The sequence below is a fragment of the Micromonospora sp. NPDC023644 genome (genome assembly GCF_040640115.1).
GTDB lineage: Bacteria > Actinomycetota > Actinomycetes > Mycobacteriales > Micromonosporaceae > Micromonospora.
On record NZ_JBFABA010000003.1, the window covers coordinates 71,231 to 94,936 of the forward strand.

The 23,706-nt window shown below is 72.6% G+C and carries 21 protein-coding genes and 1 pseudogene; 9 read left to right on the plus strand and 13 right to left on the minus strand.

Going from position 1 to position 23,706, the window contains the following annotated elements; translation table 11 throughout:
• Positions 1-152: 152 nt before the first annotated feature.
• On the minus strand, positions 153-1,607 hold the full coding sequence (locus AB0G08_RS03305) for a CCA tRNA nucleotidyltransferase (protein ID WP_358082410.1): 1,455 nt from the start codon (positions 1,605-1,607) through the stop codon (positions 153-155).
• Positions 1,608-1,740: 133 nt separating this feature from the next.
• On the opposite strand from AB0G08_RS03305, the gene murJ reads away from it, so the two are divergent.
• From murJ to AB0G08_RS03340, 7 genes are all read left to right on the plus strand, one after another.
• Positions 1,741-3,492, plus strand: a complete 1,752-nt coding sequence (gene murJ, locus AB0G08_RS03310) for a murein biosynthesis integral membrane protein MurJ (RefSeq protein ID WP_358082412.1) — start codon at positions 1,741-1,743, stop codon at positions 3,490-3,492.
• A gap of 497 nt (positions 3,493-3,989) precedes the next feature.
• Positions 3,990-5,594 carry a protein kinase family protein gene (locus AB0G08_RS03315; protein WP_358082414.1) on the plus strand — a complete coding sequence of 535 codons (1,605 nt, stop codon included), beginning with the start codon at positions 3,990-3,992 and terminating at the stop codon, positions 5,592-5,594.
• 43 nt (positions 5,595-5,637) lie between these two features.
• The gene (sigM, locus tag AB0G08_RS03320) at positions 5,638-6,429 is read left to right on the plus strand and encodes an RNA polymerase sigma factor SigM (protein WP_358082417.1); all 792 of its coding nucleotides are present in this window, start codon (positions 5,638-5,640) and stop codon (positions 6,427-6,429) included.
• Positions 6,426-7,520: a hypothetical protein gene (locus tag AB0G08_RS03325; protein WP_358082420.1), complete on the plus strand. Its 1,095-nt coding sequence runs from the start codon at positions 6,426-6,428 to the stop codon at positions 7,518-7,520. The genes sigM and AB0G08_RS03325 overlap by 4 nt, the downstream gene beginning before the upstream one ends.
• Positions 7,521-7,698: 178 nt before the next feature.
• Positions 7,699-8,652, plus strand: a complete 954-nt coding sequence (gene trxB / locus AB0G08_RS03330; RefSeq protein ID WP_358082422.1) for a thioredoxin-disulfide reductase — start codon at positions 7,699-7,701, stop codon at positions 8,650-8,652.
• 33 nt (positions 8,653-8,685) lie between these two features.
• Positions 8,686-9,009, plus strand: a complete 324-nt coding sequence (gene trxA / locus AB0G08_RS03335; RefSeq protein ID WP_088996685.1) for a thioredoxin — start codon at positions 8,686-8,688, stop codon at positions 9,007-9,009.
• 150 nt (positions 9,010-9,159) lie between these two features.
• Complete coding sequence (locus AB0G08_RS03340; RefSeq protein ID WP_358082425.1) at positions 9,160-10,323, plus strand: N-acetylmuramoyl-L-alanine amidase; 1,164 nt, start codon at positions 9,160-9,162, stop codon at positions 10,321-10,323.
• Between the two features lie 104 nt (positions 10,324-10,427).
• Here AB0G08_RS03340 and AB0G08_RS03345 read toward each other — a convergent pair whose 3' ends face one another.
• Entirely contained in the window at positions 10,428-11,093 is a 666-nt protein-coding gene (locus tag AB0G08_RS03345; protein ID WP_210834776.1) for a GNAT family N-acetyltransferase, read from the minus strand.
• A 292-nt stretch (positions 11,094-11,385) separates the two neighbouring features.
• Between AB0G08_RS03345 and AB0G08_RS03350 the strand changes: the two genes are divergently transcribed.
• Together AB0G08_RS03350 and AB0G08_RS03355 are read left to right on the plus strand one after the other, a co-directional pair.
• Positions 11,386-12,699 (plus strand): PLP-dependent aminotransferase family protein, encoded by a 1,314-nt coding sequence (locus AB0G08_RS03350; protein ID WP_358082428.1) that lies wholly within the window; start codon positions 11,386-11,388, stop codon positions 12,697-12,699.
• Positions 12,700-12,706: 7 nt separating this feature from the next.
• Complete coding sequence (locus AB0G08_RS03355; protein ID WP_358082431.1) at positions 12,707-13,705, plus strand: D-alanine--D-alanine ligase; 999 nt, start codon at positions 12,707-12,709, stop codon at positions 13,703-13,705.
• A gap of 141 nt (positions 13,706-13,846) precedes the next feature.
• Here the strand turns inward: AB0G08_RS03355 and AB0G08_RS03360 are convergent, their stop codons facing one another.
• From AB0G08_RS03360 to rpmH, 11 genes and pseudogenes are all read right to left on the minus strand, one after another.
• Positions 13,847-14,584: a VOC family protein gene (locus AB0G08_RS03360; protein WP_358082435.1), complete on the minus strand. Its 738-nt coding sequence runs from the start codon at positions 14,582-14,584 to the stop codon at positions 13,847-13,849.
• A gap of 140 nt (positions 14,585-14,724) precedes the next feature.
• Positions 14,725-15,120: a hypothetical protein gene (locus AB0G08_RS03365; RefSeq protein WP_358082438.1), complete on the minus strand. Its 396-nt coding sequence runs from the start codon at positions 15,118-15,120 to the stop codon at positions 14,725-14,727.
• A gap of 246 nt (positions 15,121-15,366) precedes the next feature.
• A pseudogene (locus tag AB0G08_RS03370) lies at positions 15,367-15,960 on the minus strand (hypothetical protein); the annotation flags it as partial.
• 1,164 nt (positions 15,961-17,124) lie between these two features.
• The gene (locus AB0G08_RS03375; RefSeq protein ID WP_358082441.1) at positions 17,125-18,174 is read right to left on the minus strand and encodes a ParB/RepB/Spo0J family partition protein; all 1,050 of its coding nucleotides are present in this window, start codon (positions 18,172-18,174) and stop codon (positions 17,125-17,127) included.
• A 27-nt stretch (positions 18,175-18,201) separates the two neighbouring features.
• Positions 18,202-19,566 (minus strand): AAA family ATPase, encoded by a 1,365-nt coding sequence (locus tag AB0G08_RS03380; RefSeq protein WP_358082444.1) that lies wholly within the window; start codon positions 19,564-19,566, stop codon positions 18,202-18,204.
• A 278-nt stretch (positions 19,567-19,844) separates the two neighbouring features.
• The gene (gene rsmG, locus AB0G08_RS03385; protein WP_358082448.1) at positions 19,845-20,594 is read right to left on the minus strand and encodes a 16S rRNA (guanine(527)-N(7))-methyltransferase RsmG; all 750 of its coding nucleotides are present in this window, start codon (positions 20,592-20,594) and stop codon (positions 19,845-19,847) included.
• A 211-nt stretch (positions 20,595-20,805) separates the two neighbouring features.
• Positions 20,806-21,396, minus strand: coding sequence for a R3H domain-containing nucleic acid-binding protein (locus tag AB0G08_RS03390; RefSeq protein WP_358082451.1), 591 nt, complete (start codon positions 21,394-21,396; stop codon positions 20,806-20,808).
• A 215-nt stretch (positions 21,397-21,611) separates the two neighbouring features.
• Positions 21,612-22,592 carry a membrane protein insertase YidC gene (gene yidC / locus AB0G08_RS03395; protein ID WP_358082453.1) on the minus strand — a complete coding sequence of 327 codons (981 nt, stop codon included), beginning with the start codon at positions 22,590-22,592 and terminating at the stop codon, positions 21,612-21,614.
• Positions 22,593-22,595: 3 nt separating this feature from the next.
• Positions 22,596-22,835, minus strand: coding sequence for a membrane protein insertion efficiency factor YidD (gene yidD, locus AB0G08_RS03400; protein ID WP_358082912.1), 240 nt, complete (start codon positions 22,833-22,835; stop codon positions 22,596-22,598).
• 44 nt (positions 22,836-22,879) lie between these two features.
• Positions 22,880-23,296 (minus strand): ribonuclease P protein component, encoded by a 417-nt coding sequence (gene rnpA, locus AB0G08_RS03405; protein WP_358082456.1) that lies wholly within the window; start codon positions 23,294-23,296, stop codon positions 22,880-22,882.
• Positions 23,297-23,332: 36 nt separating this feature from the next.
• Entirely contained in the window at positions 23,333-23,470 is a 138-nt protein-coding gene (gene rpmH, locus AB0G08_RS03410; protein WP_089002791.1) for a 50S ribosomal protein L34, read from the minus strand.
• Positions 23,471-23,706 lie beyond the last annotated feature (236 nt).

The following is a 23,706-nucleotide window of genomic DNA, read 5'->3' on the forward strand; positions in this document are numbered from 1 at the left end:
CGGAGGGCTGGAGGATTCCGCCCCATCATCAGTGATGATCAGTAGATGCCGCGTCAGCCATTCGGTCGATACGCCGGCGTTTCGTCCTCGGCCACGCGAAGTGGCGCGCCCGTCGTCGGGAGACGCCGGCCGGAACCGGCACCGGGTACGCGCTACAGGCCCCTGTCGCGGGCCCAGCGCAGCAGCTCCGCCTCGGCCTCGTCGCGGTCCAGCGGGCCGCGTTCCAGGCGCAGCTCCTTGAGGTGCTTCCACGCCTCCCCGACCACGGGCCCCGGCGGTACGCCCAGCAGCTCCATGATGGCGTTTCCGTCCAGGTCGGGCCGGACCCGCGCCAGGTCCTCCTCGGCGGCGATCCGGGCGATCCGCTCCTCCAGCGCGTCGTAGTCGGCGGCGAGCTGGGCCGCCTTGCGCCGGTTGCGGGTGGTGCAGTCCGACCGGGTCAGCTTGTGCAGGCGCGGCAGCAGGTCACCTGCGTCCGCGACGTAGCGGCGCACCGCCGAGTCGGTCCACTCGCCCCGGCCGTAGCCGTAGAAGCGCAGGTGCAGCGCCACCAGCGCGGTGACCTTGGAGGTGGTCTCCTTCGGATAGCGCAGCGCCTTCATCCGGGCCTTGGTGAGCCGGGCGCCGACCACCTCGTGGTGGTGGAAGCTGACCCGGCCGTCCGTGCCCACCGCCTTCGTCGCCGGTTTCCCGACGTCGTGCATCAGCGCGGCCATCCGCAGGATGAAGTCCGGCCCCTCGGTCTCGTACGACACGGCGTTGCTCACCACGGTGAGGGTGTGCTCGTAGACGTCCTTGTGCTGGGCGTGCTCGTCGATCTCCAGCTTCAGCCCGGTCAGCTCCGGCAGGAAGCGCTCGGCGAGGCCGGTGTCGACCAGCAGTCGCAGCCCGGTGATCGGGTCCGCACCGCAGAGCAGCTTGGTGAACTCGTCGCGGATCCGCTCGGCCGTGATCCGGTCCAGGTCGCCGGCCATCCGGGTCATCGCCGCGTACGCGTCGGGGTGCACCTCGAAGCACAGCTGGGCCGCGAACCGGGCCGCGCGCAGCATCCGCAGCGGGTCGTCGCCGAACGACTCCGCCGGGGTGCCCGGGGTACGGATCACCTTGGCGGCCAGGTCGTCCAGCCCGCCGTGCGGGTCGGTGAACCGGTGCTCGGGCAGGCTGACCGCCATCGCGTTGATGGTGAAGTCGCGCCGCCTCAGGTCCTCGGCGAGGTCGGTGCCGTACTCGACGACAGGATTGCGGCTGACCTGGTCGTAGGACTCGGCACGGAAGGTGGTGATCTCCAGCCGCAGCCCGTCGCGCTGGCAGCCGATGGTGCCGAACTCCCGGCCGGTCTCCCAGATCGACTCGGCCCAGCCGCGCACGATGCGCAGGGTCTCGTCAGGGTGCGCGTCGGTGCAGAAGTCGAGGTCGTCGCCGAGGCGGCCGAGCAGGGCGTCGCGTACGGAACCGCCCACCAGGTGCAGCTCGTGGCCGGCCCGCGCGAACCGGCGGCCCAACTCGTCGGCGACCGGGGAGACCCGGAGCAGTTCGGCGACGGCGTTGCGCTGCGCGGCGGTGAGTTCGCGGCGGTCGGCGGCGTGGGAAGCGGAGGCGTCGGACATGGGAGCGCCAGCCTATCGGTCCCGGTGGGGATGTGGTCCGCCGGGCGCGGGTAACGGGTGGCCGTTGACTATCGTCTGTGACGTGCGGGCCGTGCCCGGCTCCGACGTACCTCTCTGCCTTGGAGGCGACAAGATGAGCGGCGGTCTCTACCGCAGCGCGAACGCCGCCCAGGGCGGCGCCGCGCCCGGCCGGCCGTCGGACGGCGCCACGTTCATCTCCGCCGAGCCGCTCAACCAGCCGGCCATGGAGTCGACCGCGCCGCCGCAGGAGCAGGTGGGCGAGGCCAGCGCCGCGACCAACAGCGCGGTGATGGCGATCGGCAGCCTCGTCAGCCGGGGTACGGGCTTCCTGCGCAACCTGGTGATCGCGGCGGCCCTCGGCGGCGCGCTGGTCGGTGACGCGTACACCACCGCGCAGATCCTGCCCGGGATGGTCTACGAGTTCCTGCTCGGCGGCGTGCTCACCAGCGTGCTGATCCCGGTGCTGGTGCGGCGGCGCAAGTCCGACGCGGACGGCGGCCAGGCGTACGCCCAGCGGCTGCTCACCCTGGCGGTGCTGGCGCTCGGCGTGGCGGCCCTGCTCGCGGTGCTGTTCGCCTCCACGCTGACCTGGCTCTACGGCAGCGGCGAGTCGACCGGCGGCTATTCGGACCTGGTCACGGCGCTGGCCCGCCTGATGCTGCCGATGATCTTCTTCTCCGGATTGAGCGCGCTGATCAGCGCGGTGCTCAACACCCGGGGTCACTTCGCCGCCCCGATGTGGGCGCCGATCCTGAACAACCTGGTGGTGATCGCCACCGCCGGCCTCTACATCGCGATCTTCGGCGCGGACATCATCCGGCCGGAGGACATGACCACCGGGCGGATCCTGCTGATCGGTGGCGGCACCCTGCTCGGCGTGGCGATCCAGGCCGCCGGCCTGCTGCCGGCGCTGCGCAAGGTCGGCTTCCGCTGGAAGCTGCGCTTCGACTTCCGCGAGCTGGGCCTGCGCGAGCTGGGCCGGCTCGGGGCGTGGATGTTCTGCTACGTCGCGGTCAGCCAGATCGGCCTGATCGTGCTGTTCAACCTGCTGAACCGGGCCGGCCGGGAGAACGCCGCCGGTCCGCTGATCTACAACAACGTCTTCCTGCTGCTGATGACGGCGCACGGCATCATCGCCGTGTCGATCATCACCGCGCTGATGCCCCGAATGAGCGCCGCTGCCGCCGACGGCCGGTACGCGGACCTGGCCGCCGACCTGTCCCGGGGCACCCGGACGGTCACCGCGGTGCTCGCGCCGATCGCCGTCTGCTACGCCGTCCTCGCCACCCCGATCGCGTTCACCCTGTTCCGATGGGGCGCCTTCGACGAGGAGAACGCCACCGCGACGTCGGTGGTGCTGCTCGCCGCCGCGCTCGCCCTGGTGCCGTTCGCGGTCAGCCAGCTCTTCACCTTCGCCTTCTACGCCCTGCCGGACACCCGCACCCCGGCGCTGGTCAACATCCCGGTGGTGGCGCTGCGCATCGGGGTGCAGATCGTGCTCTTCGTGGCCTTCTCGCCAGCCTTCGCCGGCGCCGGCATGATGATCGGCAACGCCGTCTCCTACCTGGCCGCCGCCATCGCCTCGGCCTGGCTGCTGCGGCCCCGGGTGGGCCGCATCGGCCTCGGCGAGATCATGCGCACCGGCGGGCGGGTCGCGGTCGCGGCGCTCGGCGCGGCGGTGGTCGGCCTCATCGTGGTCAAGTTGCTGCCCGGCGACGACACGCCGAGTCGCCTGGAGGCCATCGTCCAGCTCGTCGTCGGCGGCGGGGTGATCGGCGGGACGTACCTCGGGCTGGCGATGGTGCTGCGGATCGGCGAGATCACCGAGGTCGTGGGCATGGTCCGCCGCCGGCTGGGCCGCTGACCGAAACCCGTCTTTCGGGTCACCGCCACCTCGGCTTCGCGGCCGGCGAAGTCGCTGGCGGGCGCCCTGCGGGCGGACTGCACTCTCTGTGAACGAGGATCACCAGCCTGGGGATGCGCCTGTGGATAACTCCGCGGTTCACCGCTCAGCCACCGGATCGGCCTGTGGATAACCAGCCGTACGGCTGAGCATGGTGGGCCGGTCGGGGGGAACCCCGGCGACGTCGGCGCGATCGCCGCACCGGCCGGCCCCCTCCCTGTGGGTGCTTGTGGTCAACCTCTAGATTGGCCAGTACATGTGCCAGCAACGTGGCTGACAACGGGAGCAACCGGACAGGCCGGTCGCCTACCGGCAGCTCGGCCCGGGAGCGGCGCGAAGATGACATGTCGGGGAGACCGCCAACCCAGGTAAGGTCGCTCTCGACGGGTACGGCAGGCGCCGACGCTCCGCGTCGACACCGGTCGGCCGGTTCCTTCGAAGGCAGAGCGGGAAGCCACATGCCCAGCAGCGCGGGTCCATCGATCGACACGATCACCGAGGGAGGACGGGTGACCCAGGTCGGCGAGGGTCAGGAGGCAGAGGAGAGCGTTCCTCAGGTCACGACCTTCGGTGCTCCCACGGCCGGTGAGATCCTCGCCGAGCGTTACGAGCTGGTCGAGCACATCAACAACGACAGCGCGGGTCGGCTGGTCTGGCGCGGGGTCGACGTCATCCTGCGCCGTCCCGTCGCGGTCGTGCTGCGCTACCCGGGTGGCGACTCGGCCACCGAGATGCTCCAGGGCGCCGTCGCCGCCAGCCGCGTCATCCACCCCAACCTGGTCGGCGTCTACGACGCGATCGACGAGGCCGAGCGGGCGTACGTGGTGCGGGAGTGGGTCGACGGGCGGTCGCTGCGCGAACTCGTCGCCGACGGCCCGCTGGACCCGGCCCGCGCCACCACCATCGGCAACGCGGTGGCCAGCGCCCTCGCCGCCGTGCACGCCACCGGCATGGTGCACGGCAACGTCCACCCCGGCACGGTGATGATCAGCGACGACGGCCGGGTGGTGCTGGCCGACGCGCGCACCGACGGCGCCGACAGCCAGCAGAGCGACGTCCGGGCGATCGGCGGGGTCCTCTACTTCGCCCTGACCGGGCACTGGCCGCACGCCGAGGCCCCGCTGCGGGGCGCCACCGCCGGCCACGGCCGGGCCGCCATCCCCGACGCCGTCCGCGACGCGGGGGGTGCGCTCGCCGCGCCCCGGCAGGTCCGGGCGGGCGTGCCGGCCTACCTCGACGACCTCACCATGGACCTGCTCGACGCCGAGATCGAGCCGCCCTCGTCGGACGTGCTCGCGGCTGAGCTGGCCCGGCTGGACGTGCCGGCCGACGAGCAGTTCCTGGACAACGGCGGCCCGCTGCGCTTCACCCCCGACACCGGCGAGGAACCGTCGCCGCTGGCCGCCGCCGGCGGACGCAAGGTCGCGATCGGCATCGCCGGCCTGCTGGCGGTCGCCCTGGTCGGCCTGCTGATCGGCATCACCGCCCTGCGCGGCGGCGACGACGGCCCACAGACCAACCCGGTCGCCGCGCCCTCGTCGAACGCGCCCGGTGGCGACGCCACCCCGGCCGCCGTCACGGCCGGGCCGCTGAAGATCAGCGCCGCCCGGATCATCGACCCGGACAGCAAGTCCCGGGACGAGCTCGAAGGAGCCGACAAGGTCTTCGACAACGACGAGGACAAGGGCTGGGAGACCGACACCTACAACCGGTCCAACTTCGGCAACCTGAAGAAGGGCATGGGGGTCTGGATCGACCTCGGCGACCAGCGCACCGTCAAGTCGGTGCAGGTCGTGCTCTCCGCCCGGGGCGCCTCCGCCCAGCTCCTCGCGGGCACGAACGACCAGCCCTCGACCTCGGCGGGGGACGACGCGCTCGTCACCGAATACAAGAAGACCGCGATCGGCCAGCCGTTCGAGGAGCACGAAGGCACCAAGATGACCTTCAACGGCTTCAACGCCGACCAGAAGTACCGCTACCTGCTGTTCTGGATCACCGAGCTGCCGTCGAGCGACGGCGGCTACAAGCTCGGCGTCCAGGAGATCACGGTCCAGGGATCGTGAGTCGGTCACCGCGCTCCGGGCACCGCATCCGCCGGACGTGGTGATGGGCGTGCCCGGGGAACGCACGACCGGTGGACCGGTGGGTCCGCCGGTCGCGTCGTCGGCGCCGCCGGCCGGGGCGGCGGACCTCGACCTCCTGCACGCCCACGTGGCCGGCGACCGGCACGCCTTCGCCGAGCTCTTCCACCGGCACCGGGACCGGCTCTGGGCGGTGGCCCTGCGCACGCTCGGCGACCGCGAGGAGGCCGCCGACGCCCTCCAGGACGCCCTGCTGTCGGCCCACCGGGCCGCCGGCCGGTTCCGGGGCGACTCGGCGGTCACCACCTGGCTGCACCGGATCGTGGTGAACGCGTGCCTGGACCGGATCCGCCGCCGCCAGGCGCACCCCACGGTGCCGCTGCCGGACGGCGTCCGGGACACCGACTCCGGCACCGGGGGCGTCGAGCCGGCGGCCCCCGTCCAGGACCACGACACGGCGCTCGTGGTCCGGCAGGCGCTCGCCGAGCTGCCGCCCGAGCAGCGCGCGGCGCTGATCCTGGTCGACGTGCAGGGCTATCCCGTCGCCGAGGTCGCCCGGATCCTCGGCGTGGCCGAGGGAACGGTCAAGAGCCGGTGCGCCCGGGGCCGGGCCCGCCTGGCGACGCAGCTCGGGCACCTGCGTCCCCGCCCGACCCCGCCGCAGGCGGAGCCGCAGTCCACCCCGCAACGGGCCGAACCGGCCCCGACGGCGGGTCCGAACGTGCCGGCCGTCACCCGAGGGAACCCGCAGTCGCCCGAGGGCGTCCGATCGGGGTCGGGACGGTCCCGGCGGGATGTCCACCAGGAGGACGCGTGACGGCCGGGGGGTTCAGGGAGGTCGACCACGACCTGCTCGCCGACTACCTCGGCGGAGCGCTGGACGGCACCCCGGACGAGGAACTGGTCGCCCGACTGGTCGACGAGGACGCGGCCTGGGCACAGGCGTACGCGCTGCTGGCCCCGGCCGTGGCGGACGTCCGCGCGGACCTGGCCGCCTGGGGCGCGCCCGCGCCCGAGATGCCGGCCGACGTCGCCGACCGGATCGTCGCCGCGCTGGCCCACGCCACCGCGTCCGGCCTCGGCACCACGGGCGCCGAGCCGGGCCACTCCGAGCCGGGCCACTCCGAGCCGGGCCGTTCGGGGGCGGGCGGCCGGGGCGCGGGAGACGGCGCGGCGTCCGCCGAGGAAGAGCCGGCCCAGAGCCAGCCGACGGTCAGGACGGGTGCCGGCGCGGTGCCGACGCAGCCGCTCGGCGGGTCCGGCAGGCGTCCCGCCGGCGTACCCCGGTCGGAGCCGGGCCGCGGCGGGGGCACCGGGCCGGGACGACGGCGGCGCCGCTGGACCCGGCTGGCCGGGCCGGTCGCGCTGGCCGCCGTGTCGATCGCGGCCGTCGGGCTCGGCGTCAACCAGCTCACCAGGGACCAGCAGCTGGGCGGCGCCGCGGACACCGCGATGCCCGGCACCGCGAACCGTGAGGACGCCGGCCCCGCCGCCGCCACGCCGTTCCGCATCGCCGGCGAGCCGTCGGTGCGCAGCGGGACGGACTACACCCCCGAGTCCCTGGCCGCCCTGCCGTCGTCGCCGAAGTCACCGCTGTTCACCGGCGGTCCGCCCGGGGAGCAGCCCGGCGTCCAGGCGGAGGGCGGGCGGCTGCCCGGCTCCGCCACCGGGCTCGACCGGCTCACCGACCCCGCCGCGCTGGGAGCCTGCATCGGCGAGATCAAGGCCGAGCACGGCAACGGTCCGCTGGTGGTCGACGTGGTCGACTACGCCCGGTTCCAGGGCCGCCCGGCGCTGATCGTGCGCTTCACCGACGCCACGGGAGCGCGCTGGGCCTGGGCGAGCGGGCCGGAATGCGGGGTGCCCGGGTCCGGCTCGGACAGCCGCTACCGCACGCGGGTAGGGTGAATTCGCGGCCACCGGGCGTTTGACCGTCCACGTGACCTGACCCACCGGATGACCGGCTCGGGAATCCCCGGTTCGTACGATGACGTTCTGCACATCGAAGTGCCGGCACCGCGAGGGCGTCGGCATCGGATCGGCATCGGTGCGCGCCGATGGCGAACAACACAATCGGGAGACGGCAGTGGACGAGGTCCGCAACCTGATCATCATCGGCTCCGGGCCGGCCGGTTACACGGCGGCGGTCTACGCGGCGCGCGCCAACCTCAAGCCGCTCATCATCGAGGGCGTGCAGTCCGGCGGTGCGCTGATGACGACCACCGAGGTGGAGAACTTCCCCGGTTTCGCCGACGGCATCCTCGGCCCCGAGCTGATGGACAACATGCGCAAGCAGGCCGAGCGGTTCGGCGCGGAGTTCCTCACCGACGACGTGACGCGGGTCGAGCTGAAGGACACCGGCAGCCTGGGCTCCGACGCCGTCAGCACCGTCTGGGTGGGCCAGACGGCATACCGGGCCAGGGCGGTCATCCTCTCCACCGGCTCCGCGTGGCGTCCGCTCGGCGTGCCCGGCGAGCAGGAGTACCTGGGCCACGGCGTCTCGTCCTGCGCGACCTGTGACGGCTTCTTCTTCCGCAACCAGCACATCGTGGTCGTCGGCGGCGGCGACTCGGCGATGGAGGAGGCCAGCTTCCTCACCCGGTTCGCCGACTCGGTCACCATCATCCACCGCCGGGACTCCTTCCGGGCCAGCAAGATCATGGCCGAGCGGGCACTGAGCAACGACAAGATCAAGGTCGAGTGGAACACCGTGGTCGAGGAGATCCTCGGCGACGACGGCAAGGTCTGCGGCGTGCGGGTGCGCAACACGCACACCGGCGAGTCCAAGGTCCTCGACGTCACCGGCGTCTTCGTGGCCATCGGCCACGACCCGCGCAGCGAGCTCTTCCGGGGGCAGGTGGAGATGGACGACGAGGGCTACGTCAAGGTCGAGGCGCCGAGCACCCGGACCAGCGTGCCCGGCGTCTTCGCCGCCGGCGACCTGGTGGACCACACCTACCGGCAGGCGATCACCGCCGCCGGCACGGGCTGTGCCGCCGCGCTGGACGCCGAGCGCTTCATCGCCACGCTGCAGGGCTGAACAACCGAAAACATCTGGAGGAGGAGGGTCATAGTGGGAGCAACGAAGTCGGTCACCGACGCGAGTTTCGCCGCCGACGTGCTGAAGTCCGACAAGCCGGTTCTGGTGGACTTCTGGGCCGAGTGGTGCGGGCCGTGCCGCAAGGTGTCGCCGCTGCTGGAGGAGATCGCCGGCGAGATGGGCGACCAGGTCACCATCGTCAAGCTCAACATCGACGAGAACCCGGAGACCGCCCGCACCTACCGGGTGATGTCGGTCCCGACCCTCACCGTCTTCAAGAACGGCGAGCCGGTGCAGTCGATCGCCGGCGCCAAGCCGAAGGGCGAGCTCGTCAAGCTCATCGAATCGGCGCTCTGAGCAGCACCGACGCACGTCGACCCCGTACCCGGTCCCCCGGGCACGGGGTCGACGCGTTTTTCCCGACGTGCCACACCCGGAGCCCCCGGAGCGCATAACCTCAACCCGGGGCCGCCCGGCCAGCAACCGTCCGTGCAGAGGGGGTCGTGCGTGCGTCCGATCCGACCCGGTGACCGTGGACCCGCGGTGACGGAGATCCGTACGGTGCTGACCGGCCTCGACCTGCTCGTCCCAACGGCACCGGACGCCGACGAGTTCGACACCCACACCGAACGGGCCGTGCGGGCCTTCCAGCAGTCCCGGGGGCTCAGCGTGGACGGCCGGGTCGGTGCGGAGACCTGGCGGGCCCTGGACGCCGCCCGCTGGCGGCTCGGCGCCCGCACGCTCTACCACGCCGTCCCGGAGCCGCTCACGGGTGAGGACGTCCGCTCGCTCCAGGAACGGCTGCTGGAGATGGGGTACGACGTCGGCCGCGCGGACGCCATCTACGGCGTACGGACGTCCCGGGCGGTCGCCCAGTTCCAGCGCGAGGTCGGGCTGACGCCCGACGGCTCGTGCGGTCCGCACACCATGAACGCGCTGCGCCGGCTCGGCCGCAAGGTCGTGGGCGGGCGGCCGCAGTGGCTGCGCGAGTCCGACGCCATCCGGCAGTCCGGCCCGACGCTGGTGGGCCGGACCGTCGTCATCGACCCCGGGCACGGGGGCACCGACCCGGGCGTGATGGTACCGGACGGGTCGCTGCGGTGGAGCGAGGCGGATCTCGTGCACGACCTGGCCAGCCGGTTGGAGGGCAGGCTCGCCGCCTCCGGCGTCCGCGTGCAGCTGACCCGCGGGCCGGCCCCGGAGGACTGCCTGCCGGACGTCGGCCGGGCGGAGCTGGCCAACTCGCTCGGCGCCGACGTGTTCATCTCGCTGCACCTCGACGGGCACGCCAACCCGGAGGCCGAGGGGGTGGCGACCTACCACTACGGCACCGACAACGGGGTGACCTCGGCGACCGGGGAGCGGCTGGCCGGGCTGGTGCAGCGGGAGATCGTGGCCCGCACCGGCCTGCGCGACTGCCGTACGCACGCGAAGGCGTGGGACCTGCTCCGGCTGACCCGGATGCCGGCCGTACGCGTCGAGGTCGGCTACCTCACCTCGCCCGCCGACCGGGCCCGGCTGGTCGACCCCCGGTTCCGCGACAAGGTGGTGGAGGCCATCGTCGCCGCCGTGCAGCGGATGTACTTCCCCGTGGAGCGGGACGTGCCCACCGGCTCGATCGACGTGAGCGAGCTGCGGGCGGTGGTGGCCGCCGGCACGGTGGTGGACTGAACCGCCCGCCTGCTGCCTGCCGCCTCCTGCCCGGAGCGCGTGGCCGCGAGGCCCCTCAGCTTCTGCTGGGTGCCGGGCCGCCGACCGGACGCGCCGGCGCGGGGTCAGCCCGCGGTCGAGCGGGTGGCCGGGGCCGGACGGACCGGGCGGAGCAGCGTCTCGGGGCTCATCGAGCCGAGCAGCTTCTCCAGCGCGTACTCGACGTCGGACTTCCAGCTCAACGCGGTACGCAGCTCCAGCCGCAGGCGGGGGAAGCGCGGGTGCGGGCGGACCGTCTTGAAGCCCACGGAGAGGAAGAAGTCGGCCGGGGCGACGCAGGTGCCGGCGGGGTCGGCCGCGTCGCCGAACTTGGCGTCGCCGAACGCCTCGATCGCCTTGATGCCGCGCTTGGTGAGGTCCCGGGCGACACCCTGGACCAGCATCCGGCCCAGCCCGCCGCCAGCGAAGGCGGGCACCACGTTGGCCGTCATCAGCAGCGCGGCGTCGGCGGAGACCGGGGAGGTGGGGAAGGCCATCGAGCGGGGCACGTAGGCCGGTGGGGCGTACAGGACGAAGCCGGCCGGCATGCCGTCGACGTAGACGAGCTTGCCGCAGGAACCCCACTCCAGCAGCGTCTGCGAGACCCAGGCCTCCTTCTCCAGCCCCGGGTCGCCCGCGGCACAGGCGCGGTCCGCCGAAACCGGATCAAGCTCCCAGTAGACGCACTGCCGGCACGGACGGGGCAGGTCCTCCAGGGTGTCGAGGGTCAAGCTGACCAGACGTCGCGACATTGGTGCATCCCCACATTAGGCTCGGAGGTGAGGCCGGCACGGAACGACAACGCCGCCTTCCTGCCCCCGACGAGCGATCGTACGCCGCAAACGGACGCCGCGGGAGGGGACGCGCGAATGCCTCTCCCTCCGAGGCGCCAACGGGGTCCGCGATGTGGACGCCGGTCACCGTCACGGTGGCGTACTGCCAGGCGGCGACTAGGATCGACACCGGCGTCCCGCGTCGCCATGGTCGCCGGTGTCCCGGGTACGCCGGGGCGGGAGCCACCCGAGCAGCCATCGAGGTGATGTCATGACCGGCACGACGCTCGACGACTACACCGACCGGTACGCCCGCCGCGTGCGGGGCATGACCGCCTCGGAGATCCGCGCGCTCTTCGCGGTGGCCAGTCGGCCGGAGGTGGTCTCGCTCGCCGGCGGTGCCCCCTACATCGCGGCGCTGCCGCTCGACGCGGTCGGCGAGATGCTCGGCCGGCTCGGTGCCGAGCACGGCGCCACGACCCTCCAGTACGGCATCGGCCAGGGCACCCTGGAGCTGCGCGAGCGGATCTGCGAGGTGATGGCGCTCTCCGGCATCGACGCCGCCTGCGGCGCGTCCCCGGACGACGTGGTGGTGACCGTGGGCGGGCAGCAGGCCCTCGACCTGGTGGCCCGACTCTTCCTCGACCCGGGGGACGTGGTGCTCGCCGAGGGCCCGACCTACGTCGGCGCGCTCGGGGTGTTCCAGGCCGCCCAGGCGCAGGTCGTGCACGTGCCGATGGACGACGACGGGCTCATCCCCGAGGCGCTGGAAGCGGTCATCGCCGAGCAGGCGCGCGCCGGCCGGCGGGTCAAGTTCCTCTACACCATCCCCACCTACCAGAACCCGACCGGCGTGACGCTGACCGAGGAGCGGCGGGAGCGGGTGCTCGACATCTGCGAGCGCGCCGGCCTGCTCGTGGTCGAGGACGACCCGTACGGTCAGCTGGGTTTCGAGGGGGACGCGCCGGCGCCGCTGCGCGCGCGGCGCCGGGACGGGGTCTTCTATCTCAGCACCTTCTCCAAGACCTTCGCCCCCGGCCTGCGGGTCGGCTGGATCCTCGCGCCGCACGCCGTCCGCGACAAGCTGGTCATCGCCAGCGAGGCGCAGATCCTCTGCCCGAGCGGCTACGCGCAGGCCGCCGTCTCCACCTACCTCGGCACGATGCCGTGGCGGGAGCAGCTCAAGGTCTACCGCGAGGTCTACCGGGAACGGCGCGACGCGATGCTCGCCGCGCTGGACGACCTGATGCCCGACGGCACGACCTGGACGACGCCGGGCGGCGGCCTCTTCGTCTGGGCGACCCTGCCCGACGGTCTCGACTCCAAGGCGATGATGCCCCGGGCCATCGCCGCCCGGGTGGCGTACGTGCCGGGCACCGGCTTCTACGCCGACGGCACCGGCAGCGGCAACATGCGGCTCAACTTCTCGTTCCCGTCCCCCGAGCGGATCCGCGAGGGCGTACGCCGGCTGGCCGGCGTGATGGAGCAGGACATCGCCATGCGGCGGGTCTTCGGCACGGTCGGCCGCCCCGGGGCGCGGCGGGGGCAGGCCGGCTCGGACACGCCGGGTCCCGACTTGGCATGATTCCGGCATGGTTCCCACCGCTGCCGACCGTTCCGGCGTGACCGAAGACGCCGTCACCTCCGACCTGCGGGTGCTGGTGCTCGCCGGCGGGCTCTCCTACGAACGTGACGTCTCGCTGCGGTCCGGGCGCCGGGTGCTCGACGCGCTGCGTGCGGTCGGGGTGGACGCCGAGCTGCGGGACGCCGACGTGGCACTGCTGCCGGCCCTGACCGCCGATCCGCCGGACGCCGTGGTGATCGCCCTGCACGGCGCCACCGGCGAGGACGGGTCGCTGCGCGGCGTGCTCGACCTCTGCGGCATCCCGTACGTGGGGTGCGACGCCCGGGCGTCGCGGCTCGCCTGGGACAAGCCCTCGGCCAAGGCGGTGCTCCGTGAGGCGGGCATCCCGACCCCGGACTGGGTCGCCCTTCCGCACGACCGGTTCTCCGAGCTGGGCGCCGTGGCGGTGCTGGACCGGATCGTCGAGCGGCTGGGGCTGCCGCTCATGGTGAAGCCCACCCAGGGCGGTTCGGGGCTGGGCGCCGCCGTGGTCCGGGACGCCGCGTCACTGCCCGCCGCGATGGTCGGCTGCTTCGCGTACGACTCGACGGCGCTCGTCGAACGGTACGTGCCCGGCATGGACGTGGCGGTCTCCGTGGTCGACCTGGGTGACGGGCCGCGCGCCCTGCCCGCGGTCGAGATCGTGCCCCGCAACGGCGTGTACGACTACGCGGCCCGCTACACCGCCGGCCGGACGACCTGGCACACGCCCGCGCGGCTGGAGCCGGCGGTGGCCGGCGCGGTGGCCGACGTCGCGCTGGCCGCGCACACCGCGCTGGGCCTGCGCGACCTGAGCCGCGTCGACCTGATCGTGGACTCCGCCGGGCGGCCCCACGTGCTGGAGGTCAACGTCTCACCGGGGATGACCGAAACCTCGCTGCTGCCGCTCGCGGTCCAGGCCGCCGGGCTGGACTTCGGCAGGATGGTCGGAACCCTGGTGGCCCGCGCCGCAGCCCGGCACCCCTGATCGACCGGTCCACCGCCGTGGCCGGCGTGGGCCGCGCGCGGCCGCCCGGAACACCTCCTCGGGGTGGGTCCCGTCGGGCGTCCGAGGCGCGTCGCGGAGTACGGCCCGGTGGCCGTGGTGAGCGGCTGACGAGGGTTCGGGTCAGGCAGGGGTGAGGAGGCAGAACTCGTTGCCTTCCGGGTCGGCGAGGACGGTCCACGCGACCTTGGCTTCGCCCAGGTCGACGGCGGTGGCGCCGAGAGCCCGCAGTCTGGCCGCCTCGGCCTCCATGTCGTCACCCGGGTACGGGCGCACGTCGAGGTGGACGCGGTTCCACCCGGTCTTCGCGTCGGGTGTGCGGAGGAACCGCAGATACGGGCCGACGCCCTTGGCGGAGCGCAGTACCGCCTCGTGGTCGGTCACCTCGTGCAGGGCCCAGTCCATGGCCTCGCCCCAGAAGCGGGCCATGGCTCGCGGATCCGCGCAGTCGACCACCACCGCGGCGATCGGTCCGGTGTCCCGGTAGAGCGGTCGGGGGTCCAGCACGCAGAACTCGTTGCCCTCCGGGTCGGCCAGGACCGTCCACGGGACGTCGCCCTGGCCGACGTCGGCAGGGGTTGCGCCGAGATCCCTCAGGCGCGTGACCACCTCCGCCTGATGGGCCGCCGAGGTGGTGGCGAGGTCGACGTGCACGCGGTTCTTCACCGTCTTGGGTTCCGGGGAGACGACGAGGTCGAGGCAGACGGCGACGGGGTTGGGGTAGACGAAGCCCTCGGGTTCGAGGTTGGTCACGCCGGGTCCCTCGCTGGAGACTCCCCAGCCGAGCACCTCCGCCCAGAAACCGCCCAACGCGGAGTCGTCCCGAGCCTTCATGTTGATCTGCACGAGCCGCGTAGCCATGCCGGCAATGTTAGGGCTTGCCGATTCGGCGGTGGTGCCCGAACTTGATTGGTCGTTCGACGCCGACCGGAGGCTCGACGCATGTCCACCGCGGACGGTCCGCGCTCCGGTGGGTCAGGTGCCGGTGCGGCTGTCAGGGCTCAGACGACGTCGAAGATGTCGAGGACCGTCCGGCGCGGGCTGTGCGGTGGGATGAGCAACGACGACAGTGGGCCGAGGACGAGACCGGCGACTCCCGCCATCGCCCCGATCACGACAGGTGCGCTCTCGTTCCGGTCCACGGCGGCGACCGCCGTGGCCACGCCCCAGGCGGCGAGGTATCCGCATGGCGTGGTCAACAACGCCGGCCAGAGACGGCCGCTGCCCGCAACCACCGTCATGATGAACACCACGCCGATGGCGCCGATGCCGGCGGTAACCGGATACAGGTCGTGCTGGACACCGCCGACGATCGCGGCACAGATCGCCGAAGCGGCCGGCACGATGAGCACGAAGGTCACCAGGACGACCAGGAAGTTCCCGAGGCGAGTCCGCATGGTTTCAGGAGACTAGTGCCAGGGCGCACGGGTGCCGCCGCGGGGGCGGTCACGGTCTCAGGGGGGATCGCCTCGATGGCTCTGGCCCGCGAGTGGCTGCGACGGACTTCGACACAAGCCCTAGGTGCCCGACCGTTCGGACGCCTCGCCGTCCGGCTCCTCGGCCGGCGGGGTCTCCTCGGCGGACTCGATCACGGACACCGCCTCGCCCTCCAGTGGGGCGGCTTCGACCGTGGGCTGCCCGGTGAAGCTGGACGGCGTCTGCCACTGGATGCGCGGCGGCTCGGCCAGCGGGCGGCCGCCGAACTCCGCCAGCCAGGCGGCCACCATGGCGAGGTTCTCTCGCCATTGCGCCTCGGAGATGGGCGGCAGGATGGAGTCCCAGAGGGAGAGGAAGGTCCCCCGCAGCTGGAGCTGGCCGTAGGGCCGGGCGAGGAACCACATGTGCAGGTGCGCCGATCCGTCGCCCCAGCGGTTGACGTGCACCCGCGCGACCCCGTCGAGGGACCGGATGGCCCGTTCCAGCCGTACGGTCATCACCCCAAGCTCGGCGGCCAGCAGATTCGGCAGGTCGCCGAGGTCCAGATGCGAACGGGATTCCAGGATCAACACCATCGGCAACCCGGTGGGGCGGTCCATGGCGCGTACCCGCCATCGCTCGCCCACCCAGATGTAGGCATCGTCGGGGGCGTTGCAGGCGGTGCATTCCCGGTGCCCCTCGCCCTTGCGGAGCGGCTCGACCGGGACCGGGTCATCGAGTTGCTTGACACGAAGGTCGCCCTCAAAGGGAAAGGACGGCCACTGGGTGAAGTCCGGAACTGAGGGAGGGGTGTCGCGCACGACGCTGACACTAACCGTTTCCGGCACCGCTGTCCCTACCCGGACCATCCACGGAACCACGCCGATCCGGCCATCACGCGCCAACACGGAGCCGCTCTGTCCACAGGTATCCACAGGCCCCCACAGGCCGATGAGACGCCCGACACACGGCGTCATCCACAGGCTGTCACCCCGTTCCACGCGGGGTTTCACGTGAAACGGGGCAGCCTGTGGATAACCGCTGTGGATAACTTTGGCGTGGTGGCGCTCCGCTTCGCCGGGTCGTACTCGCCGGTTCCACATGAAACCGGAGGCATGTCGGACGGGTCTCGTCGTCGCTCGTCAGCCACCGCCAATGCCGTCCGCTGCTCGGCGTGCCATCGGAGATCCCGGGGGACGCCGAGGGCCGGCCGGACGCTGGCAAAGGGCGTGGGGACGGAGGAGGACAGACCCGCCTGCGCGTCTTTGCCGGACCCGCTCACACCGCTCACGTCGCGCCGTCCGACGTCGCGCTCCGATGGGCTCCCGCGCCACTGCCGCCCGTCGCCGTGGTTGCCGTCGCCAGGGGCCCGCCGCCGTGGGCGGTCGGTCTCCCCTCCCGTTCCGCGTGGCGCCCCCTCCACGTGCCCGGCGAGCAAGCTGGGCGCGATCGCCTCGCCGCAGCGCCGTTGGCTTGAAGACTCCTTGACTCCGCCGCTCCACGTACGCCTCGGCGCGCGGGTCGTCGTAACCGGGCGACTTCGGCCGCGGCAGGCCGGGCCGCGAGGTTCACTGGGGACCGGCCCCGCCCCTGCCCGGCGCCCGCCGGTCTCCCGTCGCGCGGTGCCGACCCACCCCCGAGCTGATCCCTCATTCGATGGGGCAGACGCTCAGGGCTGGGACTGGCGAGTTCGAGCCAGGCCGGCAAGCGCCACAACGGGTCGGGCACACAGCCGGGGCGCCACCGGGAGCGGACGGGTTTCACGTGAAACGGCCAGGGCGGCTCAAGCACCGTCCCGGCCGCGCCTCAGGTTTCACGTGAAACGCCGGCCGTCGTTCCAGCTCCCGGACGCGCGAGTCGACGTGCGACCGGCGGCTCGATCGGCAGCGCATGGAACGGCCGCGTGCCCCGGGGGTCACGCGGCCGGCGGTGCTGCCGTTCGCTTCGGCGCTGAGCCCGAGCGTGGAGCGAAGCCCTCGACTGGATCAGGCCTCCGGCTCCTCCTCCTGGCCGACGCCGATGAGGCCGACGATCCGCTCCAAGTCGTCGACCGTCGCGAACTCGATGGTGATCTTGCCCTTGCTCCGGCCGATGTCCACCTTCACGCGGGTGTCGAACCGGTCAGAGAGCCGGTCGGCCAGATCGGTGAGGGCGGGAGCGTGGGGCTTCGGGCGACGCTTGGCCGCTTCCTTCTTGCTCGTACCGTCGCTCAGGGCCAGCGCGACGATCTCCTCGGTCGCGCGGACCGAGAGGCCCTCGGCGACGATCCGGAGCGCGAGCTGCTCCTGCGCCTCGGCCTCGTCGAGGCTCAGCAGCGCCCGGGCGTGCCCGGCGGAGAGGACGCCGGCCGCGACCCGCTTCTGCACCGGGGCGGGCAGGTTGAGCAGCCGGATGGTGTTCGAGATTTGCGGCCGGCTCCGCCCGATGCGCCGGGCGAGTTCCTCGTGGGTGGCGCCGAACTCGTCGAGCAGTTGCTGGTACGCGGCGGCCTCTTCCAGCGGGTTCAGGTTCGCCCGGTGGATGTTCTCCAGCAGCGCGTCGCGGAGCATGGCGTCGTCGCGGGTGTCCCGCACGATCGCCGGGATGTTCTCCCGCCCGACGGCCTGCGCGGCCCGCCAGCGCCGCTCGCCCATGACCAGCTCGTACTTTTCCTCGTCGAGCTGCCGTACGACGATCGGCTGGAGGAAGCCGACCTCCTGGATCGAGGTCTTCAGCTCCTCCAGTGCGTCCTCGTCGAACACCTGGCGGGGCTGCTTCGGGTTCGGCACGATCGCGTCGACCGGGATCTCGGCGAACCGGGCACCCGGCACCGGGCTTAGTTCGGGCTGCGGCTCAGGCTGCGCCGTCACGGGCAGACTCGCCGCGGCGGGCAACGCCTCAGCCGCCGACGCACCAGCGGCGACGCCGGCCGACGGCTCGGCCGTCGCTGGCGGCTCGACGGCCTCGCTCGGCTCGATGACAGCGGTCGGCGCCGGTCCGGTCGGGATGAGCGCCCCCAGGCCCCGTCCCAGACCGCCCCGAGGACGGTTCTTCATGCCACGCCTCCCAGCGACTGTTCCGCACTACGCATTCCGGCCCACCGGCTCCTTGACGCCACGCTCGGCGATCTCCTGGGCGGCTTCGAAGTAGCTCGTCGCCCCCCGCGATCCCGGATCGTAGGTCATCACCGACTGACCGTAGCTGGGTGCCTCCGAGACGCGGACGTTGCGGGGGATGACCGCCTGGAGCACCTTGTCGCCGAAGTGGTTCCGCACGTCCTGTTCCACGGCGTCGGCCAGCCGGGTACGCCGGTCGTACATGGTGAGCAGGATGGTGGAGACGTCGAGCTTGGGGTTGAGGTGCTGGCGAACCAGGTTGATGTTGTTGATCAGCTGGTTCAGCCCCTCCAGCGCGTAGTACTCGCACTGGATCGGAATGAGCACCTCCTGCGCCGCCACGAGCGCGTTGACCGTGAGCAGGCCGAGCGAGGGCGGGCAGTCGATGAAGACGTAGTCGAAGTGACCGGGGTAGGCGGCGATCGCCCGGGCCAGCCGGGACTCGCGGGCGACCACCGACACCAGCTCGATCTCCGCGCCGGCGAGGTCGATCGTCGCCGGTACGCACCAGAGGTTGGGGATGCCCTCCACGCCCTGGGCGACCTCCTCCAGCGGCACGCTGTTGATGAGGCAGTCGTAGACGTCCGGCACGCCGGTGTGGTGCGGGACGTTCAGCCCGGTGGAGGCGTTGCCCTGCGGGTCCAGGTCGACCACCAACACCCGGTTGCCGTGCAGGGCGAGCGCCACCGCAAGGTTCACCGTGGTCGTGGTCTTCCCCACGCCGCCCTTCTGGTTCGCGACGCACATGACCCTGGTCCGTTCCGGTCGAGGCATCGTCACCTCGCCACTCGGATTAAGGATCTGCACGGCGCGCATCGCCTCCATAGCCAACGGTGGGTCATCCTCTTCGCGCGTCGGGGTTTCACGTGAAACGTACGCGGCCTCGGCGGCAGTGGCTCCGGGGGAGCCGGCCGGGGGCGCGGACGTGTCGGTGACGGGAACGGGTTCGGGGGTCGCGTCCGGCACGGAGTCCGGGGTGGGCTGCTGCGGCACGGCGGACTCGAACCGGGCCGAGGCCGAGGCGTTGCGCCGGATGGGAATCACCCGGCCGCCGGCCGAATTGCCGGCACGCGGCACGTCGGGTGTGGCGCGGGTCGTCGCAGGCTCCGGCACGATCGGCTCGACGCCGCCCGGCACAGTCGGCTCGACGCCGCCCGGCACAGGCGGCTCGACGGCGCCCGGTCGGACGGCCGTGTCGCCGTCCGGCGGCCGGATCGAGTGGCCGCGGGACGGCCCGTCGGGCGACCAGCTCGGGTAGTCGGTTTCACGTGAAACGGGGCCGCCCGCTGACCCGGTCACGCGTGGATCGTCGTACCTTCCGTCGTCATGCACCTGTCATCCCTGCCCGCTTCGGATGGTCGGTCCGCACCCCGTCAAACTGGCCGTACGCGATCGCGCCGCGGAGCATACGGTCCGGCGGGAGCGGCGGGACCGGTGAACGTCCGTCGCCGTCCGCTCCACACTATCGACGCGCAGCCAGCCTACGGCTCACGGGCGCAGCCGGTCCACGTCGGGTTCTCATCCTTCCGTCCACCCGTACCGGTTCAACGACGCAACCGCCGGCCGGGAAGCCGGTACGCGGACATCCGGCGCTGGTGTCCGGGAGGGACTCAACGTCGCCGCGACCGGCCGCCGCGCGACCTCTTCGGGGCCTTCGGCCGGGTCGGACCGACCATGCGCTCCCGCACGATCTCCACCACCGTCGTCGGCGGATCGATCACTCCCTCGCCGCAGCGGTGCACCTCGGCCTCGCCGCCGCCGAGCCGGGCCACGGTCTCCGCGTGCTCCGCAACCTCGTCGGCGGCGGACGCGCCCTTGAGGGCGATCAGCCGACCACCGCGAACGACCAGCGGCAGGCACCACGTCGAGAGCCGGTCCAGCGGCGCGACGGCGCGGGCGGTGACCACGTCTCCGCTCAGCGGGCCGATGCCCGTCGACCCCGTCGCCGCCTCGTCGGCCCGCCCCCGGAAGACCCGGACCATCTTCGCCAGCCCGAGGTGCTGCACCGCCTCGATGAGGAAGGAGGTGCGCCGGGAGAGCGGTTCAATCAGGGTCACCGTCAGGTCGGGTCGCGCGATGGCCAGCACCAGGCCGGGCAGCCCTGCCCCGGAACCGACGTCGAGCACCGTCGCGCCCTCCGGAATCCGCTCGGCCACCGCCGCGCAGTTGAGCAGGTGGCGGTCCCAGATCCGGGGGGCCTCGCGCGGACCGATCAGGCCGCGGACCACGCCGTCGGTGGCGAGCAGTTCGGCGTACGCGGCGGCCAGGTCGATCCGGTCGCCGAAGAGGGTGCGCGCCGCACCGGCCAGCTCCGGCGGCAGGACGGCGTCGGTCGGGGACGGCGCGCGCTCGGAGGCCACGGCCGGGGACGGCGCGTCCTCCGAAGCCTCAGCCGGGGACGGCACGCCCTCGGAGGCGTCCGCCGAAGACGGTGCGGCCTCAGGAGCCACGGCCGAAGGCGATGCGGCGTCGGGGTTCAGGGTCGGCTCGGGCCGGACAGGCGACGGCCCGGGCGGCGTGCCACCCGGGCCGTCCACGGCGCCGGCCGTGGTGTCGTCGTGGGTCACCCGGTCAGTCCGCCGGCCGGACGATGATGCGACGGTTCGGCTCGACGCCCTCGGACTCGCTCTCCACACCGCTCATGGCGTTGACCACGTCGTGCACGCACTTGCGCTCGAACGCGGACATCGGCTCCAGGCGCACGGGCTCGCCGTGCTCCTTGACCTTCTCGACGGCGTTCTTGGCGACGGCGGCGAGTTCCTTGCGTCGGGTCGCCCGGTAGCCGCCGACGTCGAGCAGCAGCCGGCTCGGGGTGCCGGTCTGCCGGAAGACGGCCAGCCGGGCGAGCTCCTGGAGCGCCTCCAGCGTGGCGCCGCGCTGGCCGACCAGGTTCTGCAACCGGCCGCCGACCACCTCGACGACGGGACGACCGCCGGAGACCAGCTCGTCGATGTCGCCGTCGTAGTCGAGGATGTCGAGCAGGCCCTCGACGTAGTCGGCCGCGATCTCGCTCTGCCGGAACAGCTCGCTCTCGCCGACGGCCTTCTTCTCCCGGGTGCCCGACTCCTCGTCGGTCTCCTCGGTCTCGCCGTTCACCGCGGTCGGCTCGGTCCCCTCCTCGTCCAGGGACTGGTCCGCGCGGGGGGTGCTGGTGTCGGTCACGGTCTCATCTCCGTACTCGCTCGGCCGGACCGTCGGGTCCGCTGGTTTCCCGGGGCCGGCGGGAGGTCGCCGGTGCCCACGGGCACGTCTGTCGTACGGGCAGTCTCGCCCGTGGGCCGCGCCGCGCGCGGCGGTTCCGCCCGGCGCCGGCCGTACGGCGGCTGCGCGGTGCGGAACGGGCCGCCGCCGGTCTCCCGACGGCGGCCCGGATGTCCTCAACCCTGCCGCTTGGCGGGGCCCTTCTTGGGGTTGACCGGCTTGGCGCCCGGCTTGGGGCCGGCGACCTTCGGCGCAACCGGCTTGGCCGGGGCCGGGGGGGCCGACTTGCCGCGACCCAGCAGGCCGCCCGTCTTCGCCGGCTGCACCGGGTTGCGGGCCGAGGTGCCCGGCTTGCTGGTGGCGGTCTGCGGCGGCGGGAACTTCCGCAGCACCCACTGCTGCTGGCCGAGGGTGAAGAGGTTGTTCGTGACCCAGTAGATGATCACACCGATCGGGAAGATCGCGCCGGAGACGAGCAGCGACAGCGGGATGCCGTAGAGCATCAGCTTCTGGATCATCCGCTGCTGCGGGTCCTCGGCCCAGCCGGTCTTGAGGATCATCTGGCGGCTGGTGAGGTAGGTGGTGCCCATCATTACCAGGACCAGGATGCCGGCGATGACCTTCACGGTGGTGCCGTTGGCACCGAGCCGGGCCAGCTCATCGGCGGTGGAGCCGAACTTCCCGGCGATGGGGGCGGTGAAGAGCTTCGCGGCCGAGGCGCTCTCGAACTGGCCGAGCGTCCAGCCGTAGAGGGTCTTGCCCTCGTTGGCCGGGTCGAGGCGGCGGAGCACGTGGAAGAGGCCCAGGAAGACGGGAATCTGGAGGAACATCGGAAGGCAGCCCATGAGCGGGTTGGCCTTTTCCTTCCGGTAGAGCTCCATCATCTCCTTCTGGAGCGTCTCCCGGTCACCCTTGTGCTTCTCCTGCAGCGCCTTAACCTGCGGCTGGAGCGCCTGCATCGCGCGCTGCGACTTGATCTGCTTGACGAAGACCGGGAAGAGGATCACCCGGACGGTGACCACCAGGAAGACGATGGCGAGGATCCAGGCCCAGTTGGTGCCGATCACCGCCGCGTCCGGCACCCCGATGGCGTCCCAGGCCCCATGCCAGGCCAGCAGGATCCACGAAATCGCGTAGTAGATCCAGTCGAGACTCAATTCTCAGGCTCCAGTCACATCGGCACGGCGGCGGCCGCCCGGCTCCGGCACCGGGTCGTGTCCACCTGGGTGGAAGGGGTGGCAGCGCAACAACCGCCGGGCCGTCAGGCCAGCTCCCCGGATCGCGCCGTGCATCGCCACCGCCTCCAGGGCGTAGGCACTGCACGACGGGTAGAACCGGCAGCGGGCCGGCAGAGCCGGACTTATCCACCGACGGTACGCGATGACCGGCCCGCTCAGCACCCGGGCACCGATCGTCGTCGGCCGGGGCTCGGTCGGTCCGCTGGTCACCGGGACCGCCGGCCGCGGGGCGCCTTCGCGGCGGCGATCGCCGCGTCCAGATCGGCGCCGAGTCGCGGGTACGACGCGTCGGCTGCGGCGGGCAGCGCGCGTACGACCAGGGTGCTTCCTGTGGGCAGACCGGCCAGCCGCTCGCGGACCAGGTGCCGCAGGCGACGCCGGACCCGGTTGCGGACCACGGCGTTCCCGACGGCCTTGGACACGACGAAGCCGGCGCGGGCTGGTGCGGAGGGTTGCTCCGTACCGTTGCTCCGCGCCGGCTCCGGCGAGGTTGCTGTCGCGGGATCGGGGGTTGTCGGCAGGCTCAGATGGACGACGAGCGCGCCACGGCCGGCGCGTCGACCACCCCGGACCGCTGCGGCGAAGTCAGTGCTGCGCCGCAGTCGCTGTGCGGCCGCCAGCACGACTGCCCACGTCCCCCGGACCTGACCCGGCCGGCCTCAGGCCGACAGGCGGGCGCGGCCCTTGGAGCGACGGGTCGAAAGGATGGCGCGGCCGGCACGGGTGCGCATGCGCAGCCGGAAGCCGTGGGTCTTCGCGCGCCGGCGGTTGTTCGGCTGGTAGGTGCGCTTGCTCACGTCAGGCTCTCCGTTTTCGTACGCCCCGGGCGAGGGGTCGCCGGGATCGTGTGGTGGTCCAGGCCACCTCGGCGGTGGCCCCCGATCGGTGCTGCCCGGCGGCGCGGAACCTCGGCGATGCGGGGAAGCAACCGCGGACAGCAAGCACCTATCACCCTAGCAGAGGGCGAGAGAGCAGCCGTTCCAGCCTACGCAGGGCGGCAACCACCGTCAAACACTCCCAGCAGGGCGGACAC

Bases quoted from the DNA above. Each gene is read 5' to 3' on its own strand.
- murJ (WP_358082412.1), top strand. From the start codon at position 1,741: ATGAGCGGCGGTCTCTACCGCAGCGCGAACGCCGCCCAGGGCGGCGCC.
- AB0G08_RS03355 (WP_358082431.1), top strand. From the start codon at position 12,707: ATGGTTCCCACCGCTGCCGACCGTTCCGGCGTGACCGAAGACGCCGTC.
- AB0G08_RS03375 (WP_358082441.1), bottom strand. From the start codon at position 18,174: ATGAAGAACCGTCCTCGGGGCGGTCTGGGACGGGGCCTGGGGGCGCTC.
- AB0G08_RS03345 (WP_210834776.1), bottom strand. From the start codon at position 11,093: ATGTCGCGACGTCTGGTCAGCTTGACCCTCGACACCCTGGAGGACCTG.
- AB0G08_RS03315 (WP_358082414.1), top strand. From the start codon at position 3,990: ATGCCCAGCAGCGCGGGTCCATCGATCGACACGATCACCGAGGGAGGA.
- sigM (WP_358082417.1), top strand. From the start codon at position 5,638: ATGGGCGTGCCCGGGGAACGCACGACCGGTGGACCGGTGGGTCCGCCG.
- AB0G08_RS03350 (WP_358082428.1), top strand. From the start codon at position 11,386: ATGACCGGCACGACGCTCGACGACTACACCGACCGGTACGCCCGCCGC.
- AB0G08_RS03365 (WP_358082438.1), bottom strand. From the start codon at position 15,120: ATGCGGACTCGCCTCGGGAACTTCCTGGTCGTCCTGGTGACCTTCGTG.
- AB0G08_RS03305 (WP_358082410.1), bottom strand. From the start codon at position 1,607: ATGTCCGACGCCTCCGCTTCCCACGCCGCCGACCGCCGCGAACTCACC.
- AB0G08_RS03360 (WP_358082435.1), bottom strand. From the start codon at position 14,584: ATGGCTACGCGGCTCGTGCAGATCAACATGAAGGCTCGGGACGACTCC.